The following is a 24,333-nucleotide window of genomic DNA, read 5'->3' as shown; positions in this document are numbered from 1 at the left end:
AATAACAATTGGGAGTTTGAACATGTTCACCCGCTTACTGACATCGGTCGCCGTTCTGGGCCTGACAGCAGGCATGGCCGCAGCCGAATATAAGCTGACGATCCTGCATACCAACGATTTCCACGCCCGGTTCGAGCCGATCAACAAATATGACAGCGGCTGTAGCGCTGAAGACAATGCCGAAGGCGAGTGCTTTGGTGGCTCGGCCCGTTTGGTAACGGCAGTGAACGATGCCCGTGGCCGTGCCGAGAACTCGATCCTTGTGGATGGCGGAGACCAATTTCAGGGGTCCCTGTTCTATACCTATTACAAGGGCAAGGTCGCGGCTGAGTTCATGAACAAGCTGGGTTATGACGCGATGACCGTGGGCAACCACGAATTCGACGACGGGCCCGAGGTTCTGCGCGGTTTCATCGACTCGGTCGATTTTCCAGTGCTGATGTCGAACGCCGATGTCAAAGACGAAGAGCTGCTGACCGACAAGATCAAGAAATCGACCGTGATTGAAGTGGGCGGCGAGAAGATCGGCCTGATCGGCCTGACCCCGGAAGACACCCATGATCTGGCCTCACCTGGCCCGAACATAACCTTTTCGGACCCGGTCCCGGCGGTGCAGGCCGAAGTTGACAGACTGACCGGCGAGGGGGTGAACAAGATCATCGTACTCAGCCATTCGGGCTTTGGCGTGGACCAACGCGTGGCCAGCGAAACAACTGGTGTCGATGTGATCGTGGGGGGGCATTCCAACACGTATCTGTCCAACGTCTCGGACAAGGCGGCGGGTCCCTATCCAACCGTGGTGAACGGGGTCCAGATTGTTCAGGCCTATGCCTATGGCAAATTCCTGGGTGAGCTGAACGTGACCTTCGATGACGACGGCAATGTGGTCGAAGCCGCGGGCGAGCCGCTGATCATGGACAACACTGTGACCGAGGATCAGTCGGCGCTGGATCGCATCGCGGAACTGGCCGTGCCGCTGGACGAGATTCGCAACAAGGTTGTGGCAAGTGCTGCTGACGCGATTGAGGGCGACCGCGCTGTCTGCCGAGTGCAAGAATGCCAGATGGGCAATCTTGTAGCCGATGCCATGCTGGCCCGTGTTGCCGATCAGGGTGTGCAGATTGCAATTGCAAACTCGGGTGGTTTGCGTGCCTCGATTGATCCGGGTGACGTGACCATGGGCGAAGTGCTGACCGTGCTGCCGTTCCAAAACACGCTCTCGACCTTCCAGATCAGCGGTCAGGGCGTCATTGATGCGCTGGAAAACGGTGTGAGCCAGGTGGAAGAGGTCAAGGGCCGTTTCCCGCAAGTGGCCGGTATGACTTTCACATGGGATCCTGCGGTTGCGCCGAACGAAGGGCGTATCAGCGATGTGATGGTAGCCAAGGATGGGGGCTTTGTGCCGATTGACCCGGCGGCGACCTATCTTGTCGTGACCAACAACTATGTCCGTAATGGCGGCGACGGCTATGACATGTTCGAAGGCGATGACAAGAACGCCTATGATTATGGCCCGGACCTGGCTGACGTGACGGCCGAATATCTGGCCGCCAACGCGCCGTACACCCCGTATCTGGACGGGCGCATTAAGCAGAAATGACACCTTAGGTGCAGAAAACTGATAGGCCGCATCGTACGGATGCGGCCTTTTTCTATTGGGATCAGTCGAATTCGTATTCAGGCCAAAGCGCGGGATCGATACCGTCCAGCATTGGCTGAAGATGGTGCCTGACGCTGCGCCATCCGCCGACAGATTTGGTGGAGATTTTGTTGCGCACCTGGTCGATGCTGGCCGTTCTAACCTGTTTTTTGTTCTCTTCCGGATGCATCATCGCATCGGACCATTCGATGCCGCAGAACGCAGCGACCTTCTTGCTGTAGGTCTCGGGATCGGCCACGAGTTTTTCGTAAGGAACGGTCAGGATGCGATCCCCGAACACTTTTTCCCAATGCGCCATATAGCGCCGGTACAGGTTGGCCGTGTGTGCAATAGCCTTTTGGTTTGACGCATAGCGCATCCCGCCTGCGGGAAAGCGCCGGATCCATTTCGACAGCCCTACATCGCGTGGATCGCGCTGCATGTTGATCACCCGCGCATTCGGGAAGGCGGACAGCAAATAGCCCACACGTTGGAAATTATGGGGCATCTTGTCGACAAAGGCTATGGACCCTTCAGGGATCGGAGGCATCAGTTTGCGAAATTCCTGCGCGAACTGAGCGGCAGATGCCGTATCGAAGGTATCCTTGCCTTGCCAGAAGTTAACCGAGAGGTCGGACCCGAGCATAAGTTCACCACAACCAGCAATGTTGGGGTCTGAACTCAGCATCATCTCCATCAAGGTCGTGCCTGAACGCGGTTGGCCGACGACGAATATTGGCAAGGGTCCTTCGCTTACGTCATTTGCCAATATTTGATTGCCTTCAGAAAATTGACGTGTGACCGTGCCCAGTTTTTCCTCTTCGGATTCAAAATTATATGGATTGGAATCGTGCTGAACCGCGTTGGCCTTTTCGAATTGCGGCATGGCCGCGTCCAAGCCATCGATTTTGTGTGTCAGATGCGCCTTGGCAAATTCCAATTCGGATAGCTTGTGTTCCGATCTCTCAATCGCGCTTTCAACGTTTTTGAGCAAGCTTCCGGCTTCCGCACCACCTACCATCGTAGAAAGTTGCAGCAACGAATTGATGTGGTCCGGGTTTTCGTTCAGAATCCGCTCCAGGATAGCCTTGGTTCCCGCCTTGTCACCGCCTTGATGCAAGTTGACTGCCTTTAGTAACGCGACTTTGTGGCTTTCCGGTGCGATCCGGTAGGCATGGTTAATATCGTTTGAACTGTCCTCGTCGAACCCGACCCGCCCATAGGCCCGCGCCCGTGTCGAAAGAAGGTCGACATTGTCAGGGTCTGCGGCCAGCTTTTTGGTTGTGTGATCAATGATCTGACGCCAGTTGTTACCTTTCAGGTAGATTTCATCCAGAACACGGTTGAGCTCTTTGTTGTTGGGAAAGATCTCAAGTTTCTGTTCGGCATAATCCAGCGCTTTTGGAATCTGGCCGGTTTGCATCAACGCATTGGCCAAATTCTCTACGAATTGCGGGTCTTGCGGCTTCATCCGCGCGGCTTCCACGAAATGCGGGATCGACTTCCTATATTGCTTCATTTCGGTCAGGACAAAGCCTGCGATGGCGTGAAAATCGCTGTCTTTTGGAAACTTCTTCAATCCCAGTTGAGCTTTTTTTAGCGCCTGGTGCGGCTTGCCGGTCTCCAGCGCTGACAAAGCCTTGCTTTTAAGGGTATTGGCTGTTTGGTTTTGCATATGACCCGGTGCCTGTAAGAAGGAAATATAGGTGGTTCATTACCCATGTGCGGACGGTTTGCAATAACTCTTCCGAATGATGCGATGGCTCAGCTTTTTGCCGCGCGGCCGTCCAACAGCTTGCCGGCTGTGCCCAATTTCAATGTTTGCCCCACAAATCAGGTACATGTGGTGCGCGCGAGCGAAAACGGGCGGACCCTGGATCCGATGCGCTGGGGGTTCCTGCCGCATTGGTACAAGACCGAAACCGCTGGGCCCCTGCTGATCAACGCGCGTGCCGAGACCCTGGCCGAGAAACCAGCCTTTCGCGCGGCCTGCCGCGAAGGGCGCTGTCTGATCGTGGCGACGGGGTTTTATGAATGGACCAAGACCGAACAAGGCAACAGGTTGCCATGGTATATTCATCGCCTCGATCATGCGCCCATCGCCTTTGCTGGTGTCTGGCAGAACTGGGGCGCTGAGGAAGCCCGGCAGCCGACCTGCGCCATCGTCACGACCTCGGCCAATGACACTCTGAGTGCGATCCACCATCGAATGCCGCTGATCCTTGAGCCACAGGACTGGCCCTTGTGGCTGGGTGAGGCAGGGAAAGGAGCCGCCCGTCTGATGGTACCGGGGCCTGAGGGCTTGCTGAGCTATTACCGGGTCGATCCCGCCGTGAACTCCAACCGGGCCAGCGGAGCGAGCCTGATCGAGCCCGTCGCAGGTTGAGCGTTCTTCTTTGCAATCCAGCTTACGCGCGATAGACCTTTGACATGGTTTTGAAATTCCACAGCCTTCCTGACCTTTATGCGCATGGGTTTGACACCGTGATCGACGTGCGCAGCCCTGCCGAATACGCCGAAGATCACCTTCCGGGCGCGATCAGCTTGCCGGTTCTGGACAATGAAGAACGCGCGCGGGTCGGGACGATCTATGTGCAACAAAGCCCATTTCTGGCCCGCAAGTTGGGTGCAGCGCTGGTGTTTCGCAATGCCGCCAACCATATCGAAAACAGCCTGGCGCATCATGAGGGCGGGTGGAAACCTCTGGTCTATTGCTGGCGCGGTGGGCAACGCTCGGGCTCATTCACCTGGATGCTGCAACAGATCGGTTGGCGGGCCGAAGTGATCGAGGGCGGCTATCGCACCTATCGCCGTTTGGTGAACCGATATCTCTACGAGGACCCTCTGCCGCATCGTCTGTTCGCGCTGGATGGCTACACCGGAACTGCCAAGACTGAATTGCTGGCCCGTCTGAACATCCGCGGTGTTCAGGTGCTGGACCTGGAAGGGTTGGCCAATCACCGCGGCTCGCTGCTTGGGGAACAGCCCGGAGGTCAACCTAGTCAGAAAGCATTTGAATCCGCGCTTGCGGCGGCGCTCTGCGCCCTTGATCCCGCACATCCCGTGGTGGTCGAGGCGGAATCTTCCAAGATCGGGTCTTTGATCCTGCCGCCCTCACTGTGGACCGCGTTATGTGCCGCGCCGCGCATTCACATCTGCGCACCGCTTGAGGCGCGCTCGGCTTATCTGGTGCGGGCCTATGATGATATTTTATCTGACACAGCTCGATTGCGGGACAGGCTGTTTCCGCTCCGGTCTCATCGCGGGCATGAGGTGGTCGACGGTTGGCTTACCCTGATCGAGGCGGGCGACAAGCTGGCGTTGACGCAGGCTCTGATGCAGCAACACTATGACCCGGCCTATGCGAAATCCAGCCGTGCCCGGAAGGCGGATGTGATTGCGCGGGTTGATGTGCCGACGCTGGATGCCAAGGGGTTGGAGCAGGTCGCTTCTCAGGTGCAGACGGTTCTGGATCAGTCCTGAAGGCGCAGCCCTGCGGCTTCGGTCATATGGCCGATCACCACCGCCGGATATCCCGCTTTGTGCAACCGTTCGCAAAGATTGTGAGCCTTATCCGCCGCGACCGCGGCCAAAAGCCCACCTGCGGTTTGCGGATCGAACAACAGATCGGCCTTTCCACCGGATGGCAGATCCAGTGCGATGGAACGATTTTCGTCGAAAATCGTGGACCGGACCCCCAGCTTGGCCAAGTCGAGCGCGCCGGTCATCAATGGAATTGCATCCAGATCCATCGTTGCGCCACAGCCCGAGGCCTGACACATGCCCATGAGATGCCCCGCCAGCCCAAACCCGGTGACATCCGTCATCGCGTGGGCATCGGCCAGAATCCGAGACGCTTCGGCTTGCGGGTGGGTCATCTGTTCATAGGCTTTGGTGATCCAGTCCCCGTCGGCTTGGCCGGCCATTTCAGCAGCCATTAGAACGCCGCTGCCCAAGGGTTTGGTCAGGATCAAAGCATCGCCCGTATGCGCCCCGGACAGGGTGATCGGCGCGCGCGAGCACAGTCCGGTCAGGGTGAACCCGATGGTCATCTCATCCCCCATCGAGCTATGACCGCCCACGATCTCAGCCCCGGCTTCGCGGATGACCTCGCTGGCGGTTGCCATGATCTCGGCCATCGTTCTGCGCTGCAATTCAGGCGTCATGCGGGGTAGGATGATGGTCGCTGTAGCGGCCTGTGGCGTAGCGCCCATTGCCCAGATATCGCCCAAGGCATGAACTGCGGCGATGCGTGTCATCAGTACTGGATCATCTGAGACGCTTCGCAGATGGTCCGAGGTGATGACCTGCCGTACGCCACCAGTATGAACCAAGGCGGCATCGTCGCCGGGCAGGGAGTGGATGTCCTCTCGTTGTACCTCGGGCAGGTGTTTCAATGCAGCGTGCAGCGCACCGTGCCCGACTTTGGCACCGCAGCCGCCACACATGGGTTTGTTGCCCAACGCTTCATGTAGACCGCTGGCGTGAAGTCGCGGCATTGCAGGCGGTTCCATCTGGGGCAGGTGGCGAAACTTGTTCATAAAGGTCTGATCAATGTGGTTTTTCCAACGCCACATCAAAGGGCCACTGAACGATGTTCCGAGGCGCTCGCCCAAGGCTGACTTCTCGCCCAGCGAGATTAGTTTCAGATAGTCTTTCTGCGGCTGATACCTGCGCATCCGGCCCGCCCCGAGCATGGCCCGCAGGTTGTTGAACAGGATCGGTGCCTCGCGCACCGCGTAAACGCCCGCTTTGGGGCGCGGGTTTTCGGACAGATGCGCGCAATCTCCGGCGGCGAAAATCGCGGGATCGCTGGACTGGAGGAAGCCGTTCACCCGGATAAAACCATCCTGCATCTCCAGCCCGGTATCGGCCATCCAGGCATAAGGGCGCGCTCCGGCTGCGCCTGTCACGAAACTGGCAGGGATTTGGCGGCCGTCTTCCAGCACGACGGTTTCGCTGGTGATCTTTGCAATGGTCGCGCCTTCGATCACGTCAACCCCAAGCCCCTCCATGGCCTTGCGGATGGTTGCAGCGGCCTTGTCCGCTGTCGCCGTCAACGCCTGCGCATTGTCGATCAACGTGACCTGCGCCACACGTCCCTTGGCGCGCAGGGCGTGGGCCATGGCCATCACCAACTCAACCCCGGCCACTCCGCCGCCAATCACAACGACCGAAGCAGGGCCCGTGCGTTCAAGATATTCGCCCCATCTGGCGGCAAACGGACCCAGAGGTTTAGCGGGCACCGCGTGATCAGAAAATCCGGGCAGGGCGGGCATGTCCGAGGTGATGCCAATGTTAACCGAGGCCACGTCAAAAGCCACGGGAGGGCGGCCTGGTACGCGCACGCAACGGGTATCCAGATCTATTCCCTCGACCTTGCCCAAAATGACCCGCGCGCCAGCGAACCGGGCCAGCCTCACCAGATCAATATCCAGTTCTGCGCGTTGGTAATGCCCGGCCACAAACCCCGGCAACATGCCGGAATACGGCGCGGTGGGGCCGGGGTTGATCACGGTCACGCGTGCGCCGGGCAAAGGATTCATGCCCCATTTGCGCAGCAGCAGCGCGTGCGTATGGCCGCCGCCGACAAGAACCAGATCGCGGGTCAGAGGCAGCGGAGAAGTATGCATCAGGGTCAGTTCGCTGTGTGGTCAGGGACGTCCTCGACCTGCTCGACCGCGTGGGTGGCCCAAAGCTCATCCTCGCCCGCATCCGGCAGATCGCTTGGCTTTTCATGGCGATGAATATGCCATTTGGCAATGAACAGGGCCGTGATCGGCGCGGTCAGGAACAAAAAGAGCGTGATCAGAAGCTCGTGCAGCGAGAGCTTGCCTTCGAGCAGAACCGAATGGCCGATCGACGCCAGTAGCACCCCGCCTACGCCCAGCGTGGTGGCCTTAGTGGGTGCATGCAGGCGCGACATCGGGTCCTTCAGCTTGATCATCCCATAGGACCCTACAAAGCCGAAGATGCCCGAAACGACCAGAAAGAAAGCAATCAGAAATTCGAAGATAATCGTCATGCCGCCCTCACTCGATGATATTGCCGCGCAGCATGAAGCGCGCATAGGCTACGGTGGAGACAAAACCCAGCATGGCAATGATCATGGCGGATTCGAAAAAGATCTCGGTCCCCAATGCAAGCCCGTACAGGATCATCAGCGCGATAGTGTTGATCACCATCGTGTCCAGCGCCAGAACGCGGGTGCCGACCCCCTCGGCCGAGATGATCCGGTAGAGACACAGCATGATCGCTGCGCCGAAACAGGCGAAAGCGAACCAGATGGCATAGGTGACAATCATTCGAAAATCTCCTTCAGGCGGCGCTCATAGCGTTGCTTGATCTCGTCACGTACCGCCTCAGGGTCGGGGGCGTCGAGGCAGTGAACCAGCAAGTTATGGCCTTGTGCGGACAGATCACAGCTGACTGTGCCGGGCGTCATGGTGATCGTTCCGGCCAGCACGGTGATCGCCTCGGGGGTGCGCAGTTCCAATGGAATCGAGACCCAGTTGGGTTGCCGGTCGGCATCGCGTTTGAACAGGATGATCCTGGCCACGGTTATATTGGCGATCACGATGTCCCACAGCACGACCAGCATGTATTCGGCGATCATCGGCCAGTTGCGCAGTTTCGGCCGGTCGGGCCAATAGGGTTGCGTGACAAAGGGGATGATGATCCCCAGCAACAACCCGAACACCACCGAGTTGAGCGAGCCGGTATTGGCCAGCAGCACCCAAACCACCGTCAGCAGGAAGGTCAGGTGCGGGTGCGGGAATATCCGGTGCAGCAATCTGATCATCCGTTCTCTCCCAATACGGCAGCGATATAGTTTTCTGGGGTAAAGAGCTGCTCAGCCGTGTTGCTGGCATATTTCAGCGCCGGACCCGCAAAGAGTGTCAGCAGGACCAGACCCAGAACTGCCGCAAAGACCGATGTAAAGGCCAGTCCGGGGTGGGGCTCGGGGGCAGGGCTGGCCAGCGCCTCTTCTTCTTTTTCAAGGTCGGTTGCAGGATTGTGCTGGATGTCGTGGCTTTTCCAGAAGATTACCGTACCCGCGCGGGCCAAACCGACGATTGTCACGAAGGACCCGATCAGGACAACCGCCCAGATCGCGTTGGCGTCAGGCGCATCTCGTGCGGCATCCAGCACCAGCAACTTGCCGATAAAGCCTGACAGGGGTGGCATCCCAGCCAGGGCGATGGCCCCTACAAAGAACAGGGCCGAGATCAGCCCGCCCTGCGGCATCGGCGCGGTGGGAGCGATGGACCCGCCGCGGCGTTCGACCACCATATCCGCGATCAGGAACAGCAGCGCCGTGGCAAGGGTCGAGTGGTAGATGTAATACAGCGCCGCAGCCGTAGCGGTCTCGGTAAACAAAGAGATTGCGATCAACAATGTCCCCATCGAGGCGATGGCGCAGAACGCCACCATCTGCGCGATATGCTGTGCGCCCAAAATGCCGATGGTCCCAATGGCCAGTGTCACCAGAGCCGCTGGTTGCAGCCAAGAGCCCACCAGGCCTTGGGTGGCCTCAACCTCGGGACCGAAGCCCAGCGTGTACATCCGCAGGATCGAATAGGCCCCAACCTTGGTCATGATCGCAAACAGTGCGGCCACCGGTAACGGCGCGTTGGCATAGCTGGCAGGCAACCAGAAGTGCAGCGGAAGAACGGCGGCCTTGATACAAAAGACCAGTAGAAGCAGCACTGCGCCGACCCGCAGCAAGGCCGTATCTTCGGCAGGCAGTTCAGCCACGCGCACCGCCATATCGGCCATGTTCAGCGTGCCTGTGACGGCATAAAGCGTACCCAGAGCAAACAGAAACAGGGTAGAGCCCAGCAGGTTATAGGCCACATATTGCACGCCTGCTTTCAGGCGGGTTGCGCCGCCTCCATGCGTCATCAATCCGTATGAGGCGATCAGCAGCACTTCGAAAAAAACGAAAAGGTTAAAGGCGTCGCCGGTCAGGAAGGCTCCGCACACACCCATGAGCTGGAAGTGAAACAGGGCGTGGAAATGTTTGCCTCGGTCGTCCCAGCCCGAGGCGATGGCGTAGAGCACGATAGGCAGGGCCAACAGCGCGGTCAGTAGCACCATCATCGCAGAAAGCCGGTCCAGTACCAAAACGATGCCGAATGGCGCAGGCCAGTTGCCCAACTCATAGACCAGAATATCTCCGCCAGCGGCCTGCGCGGTGATGGTCAGGGCAATACCCAATAGGCCCACCACACCAGCGACCGAGAAGATGCGTTGCAGGTCCAGATGATAGCGCAGGACCATGATGATGAACGGGGCCAGGATCGCGGGCAGAACGATCGGAGCGACGATCCAGTGGTTCATGCGTCTTCTCCCGGCGCATCGGTATTGTTTTGTCCACGCATGTCGATGTGATCATCCTTGGCCGACAGATAGGCCGAGAGGGCAATCATCACGATCACTGCCGTCATCCCGAACGAAATTACGATGGCCGTCAGCACCAGCGCCTGCGGCAGCGGGTCGGTGTAGGGCACGTCCTTGTATTTGTTCAGCACCGCAGGTGCATCCAACGCCAACCGGCCTGTGGCAAACAGGAACACGTTCACCGCATAGGTCAGCAGGGAAAGGCCCAGGATGACGGGAAAGGTTCGGCGGCGCAGGATCAGGAAGATCCCGGCAGCGGTCATGACGCCTACGGCTGAGGCTACGAGCGCTTCCATCAGGCCTGCTCCTTCTCGTTATCGTCTTTTGTGTCGCGGTCCCGCAGCGGGTTGATATCCATCGGGAATTCCTGCGCCATGCCCGGCTGCCACGCAAAGCGCGACAGGCTGTCCAGCGCCAGCATCACCGCGCCAAGCACGGCGAGGAACACGCCAGTGTCAAACAGGATAGCTGTGGCCCATTCGAACTCTTCCAGCGGCGGCCAGTGGATATAACCGAAATCGCTGGTCAGGAACGGACGCTCATTGAACCATGCACCGATCCCTGTTGCAGCGGCTATCAGCACGCCCCACCCGATAGACCCATGGTAGTAGAACCTCTGCCGTTCAATGGCCCAGGTATAGCCGCTGGCCATGTATTGCATCAGATAGGCAATGGCGACAATCAAACCGGCGATGAACCCGCCGCCGGGCTGATTGTGCCCACGGAAAAAGATGTATGCTCCCACCATCAGCGCGATCGGCATCATCATCCGGGTCACGACGACCATCATCAGCGGATGCGAGTCCCCCGACTGTGGCCAATGTGGTTTGCGGTTCAGCAGATAGGCGCGCACATTCGTGCCCAGAACGGACTCGGTCAGGGCAAAGATGATCAGGGCGGCGATGCCCAGCACGATAATCTCGCCGAACGTATCAAAGCCTCGGAAATCCACGAGGATTACGTTCACCACATTGGTGCCGCCTCCGCCCTTGTACGAATTGGCCAGGTGGAAATCCGAGATCGTGGGGAAGGCAAAATCCCGCAACATCAGCGCATAGATCAGGGCACCGGATCCGATCCCCGCTACGACCGAGATCGCTGCATCCCGCCAGCGCCGCGCGGCGCTGCTGTCCCAAGGCGTATCGGTGGGCAGAAAGTTCAGCGACAGCAGCAACAGGATCATCGTTACCACCTCGACCGAGATCTGGGTCAGCGCAAGGTCGGGGGCCGACAGATAGTTGAAGGCCATCGAAACGATCAGACCAACGACACCGATCAATACAAGCGACAATAGGCGGTTGCGGTGGAACCACATGATGGCCAGGGTGGCTCCCACCAGACAAATCCAGCCGATCACTGGGATCACCTGCAGCGGCAGGGGATCGCGCGTCTGCGCGCCGATAGAACCGGTCGCATAGGCGTAGTACCCAAGCCCCACGGTAAAGGCGATCAGGATGATGGCATAGCGGCTGATCACGCCATTATGCAGTGTGTCGGTGATCCAGCGGCTTGCCGAAGTCAGCGCACTGATCACGGCCTCGAATATGGTTTTCGCCTCGGGGCGGGGCAAGGCGTTCCAGAATTGCTCACCCCGGCGGTGCTGGGACAGCAGGAACAGGCCACCCAGTGTGGCGACAACCGACATGTAAAGCGCGGGCGTAAACCCGTGCCACAGTTTCAGCGAGTAATAGGGCGGCTTGCCACCGCCATAGACCGCATCCGACACAACCGCGACCAGCGGGCCGACGATAGCGTTGGAATAAAGGCCGATGAGCACGACCAGCACGACCAGAAACGCCGGGGCCAGCCACAGCCCGACCGGGGGGTCATGCGGATGATGCGGATAGTCGTGACGCTCGGGGCCAAGAAACACGTGGCTGATGAAGCGGAATGAATAGGCTGCCGAGAACACTGCAGCCAACAGTGCTAGACCCGGCACCAGATAGTGCGAATGCAGCCAGGTGGTGTGGACGGTTTCTTCCAGCATCATCTCTTTCGACAGAAACCCGTTCAGTGGCGGCAGACCCGCCATGGACAGCGATGCGATAGTGCCGATGGTAAAGCTGATCGGCATCAGGTGGCGCAGCCCGCCCAGTTTTTTTATATCCCGGGTTCCGGTCTCGTGATCGACGATCCCGGCGGTCATGAACAGCGCAGCCTTGAATGTCGCGTGGTTGATGATGTGGAACACGGCGGCGACAGCGGCAAACTTGGTGCCAAAGCCCAGCAGCATGGTGATCAGGCCCAGATGTGACACGGTTGAAAAGGCCAGCAGCGCCTTGAGGTCGTCTTTGAACAGCGCAATCACCGCACCGATCAACATGGTCACCAAACCGGTGGTCGCCACGATATAGAACCACGCATCCGTGCCCGCCAGAACTGGCCACATCCGCGCCATCAGGAACAACCCGGCCTTCACCATGGTTGCCGAGTGCAGATAGGCCGACACAGGTGTCGGAGCCGCCATTGCGTGCGGCAGCCAAAAGTGGAACGGGAACTGCGCCGACTTGGTGAAACAGCCCAGCAGGATCAGGATCAGAGCGGGCAGATAATAGGGCGACGCCTGAATCATCTCCTTGTTGTGAAGGATTACGCTCAGGTCGTAAGACCCCACGATATTGCCCAGAATCAGCATCCCCGCGATCATGGCCAGCCCGCCAGAACCGGTCACGGCCAGTGCCATGCGCGCGCCCTGACGGCCCTCAGGCAGGTGTTTCCAATAGCCGATCAACAAGAATGAGCTTAGAGACGTAAGTTCCCAGAAAATAAGAAGAAGTAAAATGTTGTCAGACAGAACGATCCCCACCATCGCGCCCTGAAACAGCAGCAGATAGGTGTAAAACTGTCCCATCGGGTCCTCGCGCGACAGGTAGAACCGCGCATATAGGATGATCAGCAGCCCGATCCCCAAGATCAGCAGGGCAAACAGAAAACTCAGCCCGTCCATCATGAAATTCGCGTTCAGGCCCAGGATGGGGATCCAGTCGAACCGGGCGGTCACGACCTCGCCGCGCATGATCGTGGGGATATGGATCAAGACGCCCATCAGTGCCAGGAATGTGGTGAGGCCCGCAGCCGAAGCAGCTGCATTTCGTCCTGCCCTGATCAGTAGAGCTGGAAATACAGCGCCAAGAAAGGGAAGGGCCGCGATGAGGAATAGGGACAAGTGCGATACTCCGGTCTGGGCGGTCAAGATAACCCTGATTTTGTAAGGATAATTTTCGAACTGTCCAGCTATTGCAAGTACCGCTGTTTGACCTACTGATGTCGCCAAATTGCGGTTTTTGAAAAAATCCTGACATGAACTTGATCCGACTCTCTGAATTGAACGCGGATTTGCGGTGTTCAATATGGTAATACGTATCTGACCACACAGGAGGGCACGACGTGCCAGACAAGACGATCCGCACCCGCAGGTGGATTCTTTTCGGCGGCGGGGCCGCCGTTGCAGCGGGTTTTGCGATCCGAGAATACCGGTTGATCCCGCCCAGCTATGCGGGTGGGCATCTCAGTGTGCAGGCGGCGCATGAACAGGCCGTGTCGGGCGACGTGCTGTTGCTGGATATTCGAACCCCGCGCGAGTGGGATGCGACAGGCGTGGGTGAGGGTGCCTATCCATTGGACATGCGCCGTGATGATTTTGTTCAGGCGCTGGATCAACTGACCGACGGCGACAGGTCTGCGCCTATTGCTCTGATCTGCGCGCGCGGGGTTCGGTCCGCGCGGCTCAGCAACCGGCTGAGCGAAGCAGGCTTTACCAATATCATCGATGTACCCGAAGGGATGCTAGGCTCGGCCGCAGGGCCCGGTTGGGTCCGGTCGGGGTTGCCGGTTGGAACTTATGAGGAGGCCGTTCAATGATCCGCGCCGCCGTGCTGGCTGTCGTGGCCGCAATCGCCGGGCAGTCGGCCCATGCCGCCTGCGCTGATCAGGACGGTGCCTGTAGCACTGAAATGGGCGAATACCATATCGAACTGCCTAAGGCGGAAAATCCGCCGCTGGTAGTTTTCCTGCACGGCTATGGCGGCAGCGGAACCGGTACGATGAAGAACCGCGGCATGGTCAAACCCTTGTTGTCGCGAGGCTATGCGGTGATGGCGCCCGAGGGGCTTGAGCGCGCCAATCGCCCCGGTGTCAAAAGCTGGAACTTCTACCCCGGCTTCGGCGACAGGGATGAAACCTCCTTCCTGACCGAGGTCGTTCAGGACGCCGCTGACAAGTTCGGGATTGATGCCGAGCGCGTTATTCTGGGTGGTTTCTCGGCCGGTGGGTTCATGGTCAACTATCTGGCCTGCGATGCGCCCGAGACGTTTTCGGCTTATGTGCCCGTATCAGGCGGGTTCTGGCGACCTCACCCTGAGGCCTGCGAAGGGCCGATCCGTATGTTTCACACCCATGGCTGGACCGACAATGTGGTCCCGCTCGAAGGGCGTTTGCTGGGCGGTGGCCGGTTCCATCAGGGCGATATCTTTGCCGGGCTGGAAATCTGGCGCATCGCCAATGGCTGCGTCGACACCAAACCCAGCGGGTTTTCGACGACCGGCCCTTTTATGCGCCGGTATTGGAGCGGCTGTGCAGATGGCAGTGCACTGGAGTTTGCGCTGTTCCCTGGAGGGCACACAGTGCCCAAAGGGTGGGCTGACATGATGGTGGACTGGTACGAAGGCCTGCCCGGCGGCTGATCACTCTGCCGGGGTCATCACGCCTTTACCTTCGATCAAGCGCTTCAACTCGTCTCTGTGACGGCGGGCCGAGCGTGTGATCGCGGGTTCCTTAACATCCTCTTTCATCCCGACCATGCGGCGCGCAGGGCCCGAAGACACTCCGCTGAGTGCAGAAAGCGGGATCGCGAAGGCCAGGCTGATCGCTATCGGGGCCAGCCAGACCGAGACCAGCCCGGACAGGATGCCGACACTCAACGCTACGCCGCTGACGGTTTCCAGAGCATGGCACAGGATCAGAGTGCGCAGCCCATAGCTGCCCCCGTCGCGCGCCTGTGGGGACCAGCCCTTTTGCACACCGAATGCGGTGCGGAACACAGCGATCATCTGTTGCACCATCAGGATCGGCGCGTAGAGGATCGACAGAATGACCTCGGACAAAAACGAAGTCAGGAATTTGAAGCCGCCGCCAAAATCCGAATAGCGCACACCGCTGAGCGGCAGGGCCAGAACGCCCAGCACCTTGGGGGCCAGCAACATGGCATACATAACGAGAATGATCAGCACATGGCGGGTTTCCGACATCTCGGGCCATTGCGGGAACAGTGGATTGTCGGGGCTAAAATAATACAGGACCGAGGCGTCCTCACCCTGACCGATCAGCGCCCACATAACCAGCAGAGCAAACCACAAGGGCGACATCAGATACCCGACCGCACCATGGAACATGTGGAAGCGGGACACCGCGCGGAACCCGGTCGAGCCCAGCAGTTTCAGGTGTTGCAGATTGCCCTGACACCAGCGCCGGTCCCGCAGCGCGTGGTCGATCAGCGTAGGGGGCGTCTCTTCATACGACCCGCGAATGCGTGGCAGAAACCGCACGGCCCACCCGGCGCGGCGCAGTAGTCCGGCCTCAACAAAATCGTGGCTCATGATCAGCTTTTCCTGACCATTGAAGGCGCGCAGCTTGGGCAGCCCCGCGCTGGAAGCAAAGGCACGGGTGCGGATGATGGCGTTGTGGCCCCAATAATTGCCTTCTTGCCCGCACCAACGGGCCAGACCTTCGGCAAAGGCGATGCCGTAGACGCCGTTGGCAAATTGCTGCATCCGGGCAAAGACCGATTGCGCGCCGATCAGCTGCGGGTAGCTCTGGATCAGACCGGCTCCGGGGTCACGCGCCAAGGCGTCGGTTAGGCGGGTGATGGCACGGCCGGTCATCAGACTGTCGGCGTCCAACACCAGCATCGCATCCCAATCAGCCCCCCAGCGGCTGACCCAATCGGCGATATTGCCCACTTTGCGGTCAGTGTTTTCAGGACGACGGCGGTAATACAGCTCAAGTCCCGGCGCCAGGGTTGTGCGCAGCGCCTCGACGCTGTCTTGTTCCTGCGCGGCGATCTCGGGGTCGCGCGTGTCGGATAGGATGAACATGGCATAGTGATGCTGACCCCCGCGCTTACTCAGATCCTCCAGCATGGTGCGGGCATTGCCCAGCACGTTCCACGGCACCTCGTTGTAGACGGGCGTCAAGAGCGCCACGCGCAGGGGCTGAGGGAGGCCTTCGCGTTTGGGCTGTTCCTGCCGCGACAAGGATACCATACCCAGGAGAACGGTGCAGACCGTGAAAGAAATCCAGAAGAAGTTGAACGAGATCAACGTCAGCAGGATGCCTTCGATCAGGTTGATCCCTTCGGCCCCGAACCAGTCGGACATCACCCAAAGCAGCCCCAGAGTGGCCGCCATCGCAGGCGAAAAGGCCAGCGCGCGCCAGAACCCGGCCGAGGCGCGCTTGCCATTCGGTACCTGTGCATCCCGAAACCCGGCGCTGAAATCCTGCGCGGGCATCGCCAGAGGGGCCTCAGACGGCATGATATGCAGATCGCGGCTCATGAGGTCCAACGGTAGAGCCACACCTCAGAGGCTGGCTGTTTGTCCTTCAGAAGCTGCGCGCGCAGCTCCACGTGGTTCCGCTCGCCCGGCTGGAACGAGAATGCCAGCCGCAAGCCGCCGGTATCGGGATTGCGTTGCAGCACGCCGTCTGAGGTCTCGGCATGGGGTGAGTCCACAAAAATAGTCATCGCTTCGGGGTCATCGAACAGGTCGGAGGCCTCAAAATCGATTACTGCCAGACGTCCGTCGCCGAAGGTATTGTCGCCCATCGCGGTGTTGATCACCCGTGGCATGGGCGTGCGCTGGGGTTCTTCGCCCCAGATCAAACGATAGGACATGTCGATCTGGCTGCCGGCGGCATAGGGCTCGGCCGGGCGCCAATAGGCGACGATGTTGTCGTAGATTTCCTGATCCGCCGGAATCTCGACCAGCGTCACGGTGCCTTTACCCCAATCGCCCTTTGGTTCCACCCACAGGCCGGGGCGCTTGTGATAATTCGCCTCAAGATCCGCATAGTCCGAGAACTTGCGTTTCCGCTGCATCAGGCCAAAGCCGCGTGGGTTCGTATCCACGAACGACGAAATCTGCAGACGGGTAGGGTTGGCCAAAGGCCGCCACAGCACCTCACCCGCGCCATTGCGAACCATCAAGCCATCGCTGTCATGAACGGCGGGGCGGAAATCGTCAAACCGGCTGTGGTTGGTCTGGTCGAACAGGAACATCGAAGTGCCGGGCGCGATGCCCACATGGGGCAGCTCTTCGCGGGGGAAGAGCGTTGCTTCGACATCCATGATGCAGTCGGCCCCGGCGGTGACGTTGAACCGATAGGCCCCGGTCACGCTGGGGCTGTCCATCAGCGCGTGGACGACCATGTTGCGCTGGCCGGGTTTGGGTCGTTCCAGCCAAAAGCGGATGAATTCGGGAAATTCCTCACCATCCGGGTCCCCTGTTTTTAGGGCCAGACCACGCGCGGACAGCCCGTAAACCTCGTGCAGACCAATGGCGCGGAAATAGCTGGCGCCTTGCCAGACGCAGAACTCATCGGTCTTACCGGGGCGGTGCATTTCGGTGCGCAGGCGCAAGCCAGAGAACCCCAGCGTGTCGTCGATGGGCAGGGTCGGCACGTCTTCGGATTTGTCGAACATCGACAGATCGAACGTAACCGGGGTGGTCATCCCGTCCTCGACTGTTGAAACCTTAACAGTGCGCGGGAAGTACAGGCCTGGCGTAAAGAAATCTACGTTGAACGGCGTCTGGGTTTCATACCACAGCGCACGGTCCAGCCTGAACCGGATCGAGCGATACTGTTGATACGTCAGGTCCTGCCATTCCTGCGGAACCATCTCACGCTCAGCATAGGGTTGGCTGGCCAGTTCCCGAGCCAGCGCGATCACATCGTTGCGGTCAAAGAGGACCTCGCCCCCGGCTGCAAAGGTGGCCGGAGCGAAAGCAAGCGCCGAAGTTGAGGCCAGAAATGCGCGACGTGTGAAATTCATTTTTTAGACTTCCAAGGCTGTGACTTGAACCAACCGGCCAGATAGGCCACGCCGATGATCATGGCAAAGCCAATCATGTTGGCGATGAAGACGCTGGCAACATCCCGCCCACTCAGGTCCAGTCCAACGCCGATCAGGCGCGCTGCTGCCATGGAAAAGACGAAGACCGCCAGCGATTGCTGCCCGACCTTGGTGATGACGGTCAGCAGGAATTCCCAAACTTTCGCGGCTGCACCCTGACCGGTTGCGATCAGGCGATGGCCATGCTCACCCGCGACGACCCAGCCCAGATAGGCCAGTGAGAGGAAGTGAACATAGCGCAGCAGGCCAAACTCGGTCTTGCCCCGCAGTTCCGAGGTCAAGGGCCAGCCCTTGCGCAGCACGGCACCCAATTCAGGCGCGGCATTGTTGATCCAGGTAAAGACCTTCCAAGATCCAAACGGGGCCGACAGGATCAGGAACAGCACGGCAGCCCAGATCAGGGTTTTCGATACGGGCGGGGCAGGGATCCACCCGCGCATGAAGGCAAAGCCGGTAAAGAACAGCAACTGCCAGCCGAAGGGGTTGAAGAACCACTGACGGTCCGACCAAGGCTCGGCCGGTAGGGCCAGCGCGCCAGTTTGTGCCACCAGCCAAATCGCAATCGACGTGGCGGCCACGGCCCAGAACCCGACGCGGTATAGGCCCATGTAAACGGGCATCAGCGCCAAAACCACCAGATACATTGGCAGGATGTCAAAGTAGTTCGGCACGTATGTCAGCGTGAACAGACCGACCATCTGTGGCGCAGGATCGTTGAAGAAATTCTGGAGGTTCAGCGAGGAAATATACGTTTTCTCGAAGAAACCTGTCTGGTCCAGCGCCGCCATCGACATGGCCACAAAGAAGAACAGGCAGATATGCGCCCAGTAGACCTGCCAGATGCGGAACGCCACGCGAGCCGTTCCCATCCACCAACCCTTGCGGGCAAAGGCCCCACCAAACGCAATGGCCGAGGCCATCCCCGAGCAGAATACGAAAATCTCGGTTGCATCCGAATAGCCGAACCGCGCTGGAATCCATCTGGCCCAGGGGTCGTTCGGGATGTGTGCGATCAGGATGATGAACATCGCGATGCCGCGATAGAAATCCAGCCGTGGGTCGCGCACGCGGGCAGGGGCGGCTACTTGAGCTGCCACAGGCGCAAAATCAGAAGCGGGCGATGCTGTCGCCATACGTGTTCTGTCCTTCTTTGGTCTTTTTGTTTTTGTTATTCAGCCGGAACGCTTTGTGCGTCTCCGTCATCGCGTGCCGCGTCGATCAATGCGCGGCGCGCAAGGGCGTAATTGTCCTCGCCACCGGCTCGTTTTGCGCGGCGGTCATCCAGGATGCGCTCGACTGCATCCAGATGCCCGGCGCGCAGGCCGGAATCAATTGTGATGCGCTCGAATACATCACGTTGCGCGTGACTGCCACCTGCAAGTTGCATTCCGTCACGTGCTGTAGAAAGGAAATCAAAGGCTTGGCCGTACAGGCCGTCGCCAAATGCTTCCAACCCTTTGGCTGCTGCAACGCCCGGATCGGACATGCGGATCGGGGTGTCGCCCTGATTACGCTGGGCGTCTTTCTGGATGCGTTTCAGCATCTTTCCGGTCGCCTCGTCCCGGTTATCGCCAGTGAGGGCCAGGAGATAGTGCAGGTCGGCAAAGATCAGGCAGCCGTCTTCGGTGCGATTGGCGCTCAGGTCGGCCAGTTCTTCCCAACGATTGCCGACATTTACCCCCTCAAGCTCCAGACGGGACAACAACGAGGTCGCGTTCGAGATATCGCGGTAATCGTCGGTCTTGTCCTGACGGATGTAGTTGTCATAAAGCTCCATCACCTGATCGACCTGACCCAGATCCAGATGCATCAGCGCTTTGTGCCACCAGACGTGATAGCGGAAGTTGTTGCAATGCGCCCAAGCGTCCTCGCGCCCGGCCAGCCAATCCAGACCCAACTGTGCGTTACCGGTCATCTCATGCACGTGGGCCACCGCGTGTAGGCCCCATGCGTCATCTGACACCATCCACAGCGCCTGACGGCCTGCAATCTCGGCCTTCTCATAGGCGCCGGTTTCTTCCAGCGCGAAAGAATGGCAGCCCAACAGATATCCACGGCCCGCGTGATCAGGCTCATACGCCGGCATCACACGTTCGATCGAGCGACGCATGCCTTCGGCGTCGCCCAGAACAAAGCGGGTGGCATGGCTAAGCTTCATCGCCAGCGAGTCTTGCGGATGGGCGCGCAGGATTTCCTCGAACTTCTGAACGGCTTGCGAGGGCAGATCGGACAGATACAGCTCCAGCGCTTGTACATAAAGGCGTTCGCGTGAGGTTACCGGTTGACGCTCCATCGCGGCATTAGCCGCGGCCAGAGCTTCGATGGCGACTGGCATCATCTCGCGGCGGCCCAACAGAACCATGAACAGACCTTTGATCGCATGGCCCAGGGCAAAATCGGGCTCAAGCTCAAGAACTTTTCCCAGATGCCGAGGCGTCACCGCCGCATGCGCCATGAACCCGAGCAGCACGCCATCCCATGCCTCGGCGCTTGCCGAATGGCTCAGGGTGTTCATCTGTCCGAAAACGTCTTGTTTCATGCTCGTGGTCCGATCCGTTGAGAATTAGTACATTATTCGACTTACCAGAGACTCTAGTCGGGTCGTATCAGTATCGACCGACCTCTCGAATTGGTGAAATGCTGTGTGTGCAAAACGTGAAAAAAACCGCCGATTCAACGGCATGTTTCAGCAACATGCCGCCGAATTAGGCATTGTGTTTCAGTCTTCAAACGGGTTTTCGGCGTTCAGAACGGCCTGAGTGTCCGCGCCAAAGGTCGGTGGAGCACTGCGATATGTTACAGGCGTTTTGGACAGTTTCAGTGGATTTCCGATCAGATTCACCTGTGCCGGGTCGGCTTGCATGGCGATCTGCATCTGCCTTGCGGCGACCTGATCGGTGGCAAAAACCTGATCCAACGTCTGCACCGGGCCCACAGGCACTTTGCGCGCCTCAAGCTCGGCAATGACGGTTTCAGTGTCATAGTTTTGCACGGCTGGGCGCAGAATTGCATTCAGCGCATCACGATGTTCCAGACGTGATGGGTTGGTCGCAAAACGGGGATCGTCCGCCAGGTCAGGCTGTCCGATGAAGTCACAGAACCGTCTGAACTGGCTGTCGTTGCCAACCGCCAGGATCACGTGCCCGTCCGCCGTTTGATAGACGTCATAGGGCACGATATTCGGGTGCCCATTTCCGCGCCGTTGAGGGACGTTGCCAGAGGTCAGGTAATTCACGCCCTCATTGATCAGCCACGCAATTTGCGCGTCGACCAGCGCAAGGTCGATCTGCTGGCCCTCACCTGTTTGATCCCGGTGACGTAGCGCGGCCAGAATACCGACGGTCGCGTACATGCCGCACATCACGTCAGCGATGCCCACGCCCACCTTCATCGGCGCGCCTTCGGGGTCGCCGGTCAGCGACATGATCCCGCCATAGCCCTGCGCCATCAGGTCATACCCGGGTTTCGATGCGTTCGGCCCATCCTGCCCATAACCCGAGATCGAGCAATAAACGAGGCTGGGAAATTCCTGCGACAAGGTTTTGTAATCCAAGCCGTATTTCGCCAGCCCGCCGGGTTTGAAGTTCTCGATCAGAATGTCCGCGTGCGAGGCGATGCGTCGGATTTCCGCCTGACCCTCGGGGGTGGTGATGTCGATGGCCACAGATTTCTTGTTGCGGTTGGCCGACATGAAATAAGCGCTTAGGTCCGATGCATTCCCATCCGCGTCCGTCACATAAGGTGGACCCCACTGCCGAGTATCATCGCCGCCGGTTGCCGGGTTTTCGATCTTGATCACGTTGGCGCCCAGATCGCCCAGCAATTGCGTGCAGGTCGGTCCTGCCAGAATGCGGGACAGGTCCAGAACCTTGACGCCCGTCAGCGGCCCCTCAGATCCTGCCATCATAGCCTCCACGGTCGATCTCGGCGGCGATGACGGTAAAGCTGTCGGCCTTGACCGCCGCGTCCAGCGCCGCGCGCAGCTCCTCGCGGTTGCGCACCGTGTGGCCGTTTCCGCCGAACGCGCGGCCCATGGCGGCAAAGTCGTGGCGGTCGAAATCCACGCCCGTATTGCCCATCTGGCGCTGGCGCTGTTTCAGCTCGATCAGCGCAAGGCTTGCATCGACAAAGACCAGAAAGATTGGGTTTCCCCCCATCTCGGCTGCTGTCGAAAGCTCTCCGGCAACCATCAGGAACCCGGCATCACCCGAGAAGCTGATCACAGGGCGGTCGGGTTCGGCCAGTTTCAGGCCAATCGCCATCGGCACGGCACAGCCCATGGTACACAGGGCCGAGGATTGGATCAGACCGCGTTCCTCGGAGCAGTCCCACATCTGGCTCAGCAAAATACGATGCGCGCCGCTGTCGGCGGTCGCCAGCGTGTTGGCGGGCAGGGCAGCACGGGTTTCGGCGATCACCGCCGCGGGCCCCCAGTCGTCATCCGCTGGAAACGCCTGCGCCAAAGCGGCTTTGACTTGTGCGGGCTCGCCGCCCGGCCATGTCTTGCGCGACGGGGTGCCTTTGGCAATGGCCTCCAACGTCTCGCCCGTGTGCGCGACCAGATTCAGCCCCGCCTGATGCATGTAGTGGTCATTGGGCACGGCCGAGACGTCGATCACACGCTTTTCCTCAGGGTCCCAGATCTCACGCCAGCCGGGGCGCATTTCGATCGGGTCATAGCCCAGACACAGCACCAAATCGGCCTGTTCGACCAGCGGAACCAGATGTTTGTCAGCCAGCGGCGACAGGCCCGCGCCGCCCAGGCACAAAGGGTGATCCTCAGGCACCACACCCTTGGCCTTGTAGGTCGTCACGAAGGGGATGTCGAAGTGCTCCAGAAATGCCTGCACCACATTGCGCGAGTCGTCATAGAGAACATCCAGCCCGACAATTGCGATGGGCCGTTCGGCCTGAGACACCCAACGGCGGGCTTTCTCGACGCAGTCGCCTGCGGGGGACACAGTGGCAATCTTGGCGCGGCGGCGCGGTTTCACGCCCGACACGCGGGTATCCGCGACCGAGATCGGCACGTCGATATGCACCGGACCGGGGCGCGGTTGATTGGCCAACGTAACCGCCTTATCGGCAACAATGTCTGCGCCTTTGGCGGTCAGTGTAAACGTCCCCTTGGTGATTGAGCGATAGACCTGCGCGTGATCCATCACCTGATGGGTATAGGTCAGCGCCTCATCCGCATCGACGCATCCGGTCAGCACGATCATTGGCACACGGTCTTGCAAGGCATTGGCGACCACGTTGATCCCGTTCATCGCACCGGGGCCAAGGGTGGCAACCAGAATGGCAGGCGCGCCATCGCGGTGATGCACGGCCTCGGCCATGAAACCGGCGGCGTTTTCATGCTTGGTCAGGTGAAAGGTGATCCCGGCCTGTTCCAGCGCATCGACAAGGGTCAGAACCTCACCACCGGGCATTCCAAAGGCGTGGCGACATCCGGCCTCGTACAAACGTTGGGCCAGAAGGTCCGCTGCGCGGGGCGAGAGGTCTTGCATAAGTCATGCTCCGAAAAACTGTTTCACAGCAGATTGCGGAGGACAGCCCCAGACGCAAGCCGGATCACGCCAGTGTGACTATTTGACTGCTGTTTCAGCCACAGCCTGAAACTTGCCATCCAGCTCCTCAGCGATCTCGCGCAGGGGGTCTCCGCCCTCATAGACATAGGGCGCGAAGACAAAGCTGGGAGTCTTGTAGGATAGGGTGGCGGTGCCGTCCTCGTTCTCGGTGACATAAAAGCGGATCGGCGCCTCGATCATCGCGTTCACTGATGTTTCCAGCACGCGCACCGCATAGTCGTTGTTGAAGGCACCAATGACCCGATTGCCGGGGATAGTGATCCCGCGCGATGCGGCGGCGTTGGTCGGGCCTGCCTGCGTGACCACGATCAGACCATTGGCTTTGATGGCATCCTTGGTGTCGGCAACCAACGCGTCGTAACTTTTGTCGGTTGCGTAGCTGGCCCAGCCCGACAGGGGCTCGTCTGACAAAGCAGGGGTCGCTATCAGGGCAATCGCAGTCCAAAGGGCTTTCATCTGGGCCTCCTGTTTCGGGGTTGCGACAGTGATGCCAGAAAGCGGGACAGGGCGCACTCACAATCTTGCGCGTTTTCTCGATTGCGCCTGCGGTTGGAAACCCTCAGAAACAGGCA

At 59.4% G+C, this 24,333-nt stretch carries 20 protein-coding genes; 5 read left to right on the top strand and 15 right to left on the bottom strand.

Going from position 1 to position 24,333, the window contains the following annotated elements:
• Window positions 1-22: 22 nt before the first annotated feature.
• Window positions 23-1,600: a bifunctional metallophosphatase/5'-nucleotidase gene (locus GOV79_RS06045; RefSeq protein WP_170788949.1), complete on the top strand. Its 1,578-nt coding sequence runs from the start codon at window positions 23-25 to the stop codon at window positions 1,598-1,600.
• A 61-nt stretch (window positions 1,601-1,661) separates the two neighbouring features.
• Here GOV79_RS06045 and GOV79_RS06040 read toward each other — a convergent pair whose 3' ends face one another.
• A complete protein-coding gene (locus tag GOV79_RS06040) occupies window positions 1,662-3,314 on the bottom strand; it encodes a tetratricopeptide repeat-containing sulfotransferase family protein (protein ID WP_170788948.1) in 1,653 nt (550 codons plus the stop codon).
• A 45-nt stretch (window positions 3,315-3,359) separates the two neighbouring features.
• Between GOV79_RS06040 and GOV79_RS06035 the strand changes: the two genes are divergently transcribed.
• The gene (locus GOV79_RS06035) at window positions 3,360-4,025 is read left to right on the top strand and encodes an SOS response-associated peptidase (RefSeq protein ID WP_170788947.1); all 666 of its coding nucleotides are present in this window, start codon (window positions 3,360-3,362) and stop codon (window positions 4,023-4,025) included.
• A gap of 44 nt (window positions 4,026-4,069) precedes the next feature.
• The gene (gene mnmH / locus GOV79_RS06030) at window positions 4,070-5,122 is read left to right on the top strand and encodes a tRNA 2-selenouridine(34) synthase MnmH (RefSeq protein ID WP_170788946.1); all 1,053 of its coding nucleotides are present in this window, start codon (window positions 4,070-4,072) and stop codon (window positions 5,120-5,122) included.
• Here the strand turns inward: mnmH and selD are convergent.
• Genes selD through GOV79_RS05995 form a run of 7 tightly spaced genes read right to left on the bottom strand, consistent with a single transcriptional unit; the run spans window position 5,113 to window position 13,208 of the window.
• Window positions 5,113-7,272 (bottom strand): selenide, water dikinase SelD, encoded by a 2,160-nt coding sequence (selD, locus tag GOV79_RS06025; protein WP_170788945.1) that lies wholly within the window; start codon window positions 7,270-7,272, stop codon window positions 5,113-5,115. The two genes, mnmH and selD, sit on opposite strands and share 10 nt — an antisense overlap.
• Window positions 7,273-7,277: 5 nt before the next feature.
• Entirely contained in the window at window positions 7,278-7,664 is a 387-nt protein-coding gene (locus tag GOV79_RS06020; RefSeq protein ID WP_170788944.1) for a Na+/H+ antiporter subunit G, read from the bottom strand.
• A 7-nt stretch (window positions 7,665-7,671) separates the two neighbouring features.
• Complete coding sequence (locus GOV79_RS06015; RefSeq protein WP_170770632.1) at window positions 7,672-7,941, bottom strand: K+/H+ antiporter subunit F; 270 nt, start codon at window positions 7,939-7,941, stop codon at window positions 7,672-7,674.
• Window positions 7,941-8,441 (bottom strand): Na+/H+ antiporter subunit E, encoded by a 501-nt coding sequence (locus GOV79_RS06010; protein ID WP_174839409.1) that lies wholly within the window; start codon window positions 8,439-8,441, stop codon window positions 7,941-7,943. Before GOV79_RS06010 ends, GOV79_RS06015 begins: the two co-directional genes overlap by 1 nt.
• A complete protein-coding gene (locus GOV79_RS06005) occupies window positions 8,438-9,982 on the bottom strand; it encodes a monovalent cation/H+ antiporter subunit D (RefSeq protein ID WP_170788943.1) in 1,545 nt (514 codons plus the stop codon). The genes GOV79_RS06010 and GOV79_RS06005 overlap by 4 nt, the downstream gene beginning before the upstream one ends.
• Entirely contained in the window at window positions 9,979-10,338 is a 360-nt protein-coding gene (locus GOV79_RS06000) for a Na+/H+ antiporter subunit C (RefSeq protein ID WP_170770195.1), read from the bottom strand. The genes GOV79_RS06005 and GOV79_RS06000 overlap by 4 nt, the downstream gene beginning before the upstream one ends.
• Entirely contained in the window at window positions 10,338-13,208 is a 2,871-nt protein-coding gene (locus GOV79_RS05995; RefSeq protein WP_170788942.1) for a monovalent cation/H+ antiporter subunit A, read from the bottom strand. The genes GOV79_RS06000 and GOV79_RS05995 overlap by 1 nt, the downstream gene beginning before the upstream one ends.
• 221 nt (window positions 13,209-13,429) lie before the next feature.
• On the opposite strand from GOV79_RS05995, the gene GOV79_RS05990 reads away from it, so the two are divergent.
• Both GOV79_RS05990 and GOV79_RS05985 read left to right on the top strand, forming a co-directional pair.
• Window positions 13,430-13,903, top strand: coding sequence for a rhodanese-like domain-containing protein (locus GOV79_RS05990; protein WP_170770199.1), 474 nt, complete (start codon window positions 13,430-13,432; stop codon window positions 13,901-13,903).
• Entirely contained in the window at window positions 13,900-14,724 is an 825-nt protein-coding gene (locus GOV79_RS05985; RefSeq protein WP_170788941.1) for a CE1 family esterase, read from the top strand. Before GOV79_RS05990 ends, GOV79_RS05985 begins: the two co-directional genes overlap by 4 nt.
• Here the strand turns inward: GOV79_RS05985 and mdoH are convergent, their stop codons facing one another.
• From mdoH to GOV79_RS05950, 7 genes are all read right to left on the bottom strand, one after another.
• Window positions 14,725-16,593, bottom strand: a complete 1,869-nt coding sequence (gene mdoH / locus GOV79_RS05980; RefSeq protein WP_170788940.1) for a glucans biosynthesis glucosyltransferase MdoH — start codon at window positions 16,591-16,593, stop codon at window positions 14,725-14,727.
• Window positions 16,590-18,089, bottom strand: coding sequence for an OpgD/OpgG family glucan biosynthesis protein (locus tag GOV79_RS05975; RefSeq protein WP_170788939.1), 1,500 nt, complete (start codon window positions 18,087-18,089; stop codon window positions 16,590-16,592). The genes mdoH and GOV79_RS05975 overlap by 4 nt, the downstream gene beginning before the upstream one ends.
• A complete protein-coding gene (locus GOV79_RS05970) occupies window positions 18,086-19,303 on the bottom strand; it encodes an OpgC family protein (RefSeq protein WP_170788938.1) in 1,218 nt (405 codons plus the stop codon). The genes GOV79_RS05975 and GOV79_RS05970 overlap by 4 nt, the downstream gene beginning before the upstream one ends.
• 35 nt (window positions 19,304-19,338) lie before the next feature.
• Window positions 19,339-20,709: a tetratricopeptide repeat protein gene (locus GOV79_RS05965; protein ID WP_170788937.1), complete on the bottom strand. Its 1,371-nt coding sequence runs from the start codon at window positions 20,707-20,709 to the stop codon at window positions 19,339-19,341.
• A 180-nt stretch (window positions 20,710-20,889) separates the two neighbouring features.
• Complete coding sequence (locus GOV79_RS05960) at window positions 20,890-22,074, bottom strand: CaiB/BaiF CoA transferase family protein (RefSeq protein ID WP_170788936.1); 1,185 nt, start codon at window positions 22,072-22,074, stop codon at window positions 20,890-20,892.
• On the bottom strand, window positions 22,061-23,680 hold the full coding sequence (locus GOV79_RS05955; protein ID WP_170788935.1) for a thiamine pyrophosphate-binding protein: 1,620 nt from the start codon (window positions 23,678-23,680) through the stop codon (window positions 22,061-22,063). Before GOV79_RS05955 ends, GOV79_RS05960 begins: the two co-directional genes overlap by 14 nt.
• A 78-nt stretch (window positions 23,681-23,758) precedes the next feature.
• The gene (locus GOV79_RS05950; protein WP_170770214.1) at window positions 23,759-24,217 is read right to left on the bottom strand and encodes a DUF302 domain-containing protein; all 459 of its coding nucleotides are present in this window, start codon (window positions 24,215-24,217) and stop codon (window positions 23,759-23,761) included.
• Between the last annotated feature and the right edge of the window lie 116 nt (window positions 24,218-24,333).

Source organism: Ruegeria lacuscaerulensis (assembly GCF_013034745.1).
Lineage (GTDB): Bacteria > Pseudomonadota > Alphaproteobacteria > Rhodobacterales > Rhodobacteraceae > Ruegeria > Ruegeria lacuscaerulensis_B.
The sequence above is the reverse complement of the archived record's forward strand: the minus strand, read 5'-3'. Positions and strand labels throughout refer to the sequence as shown.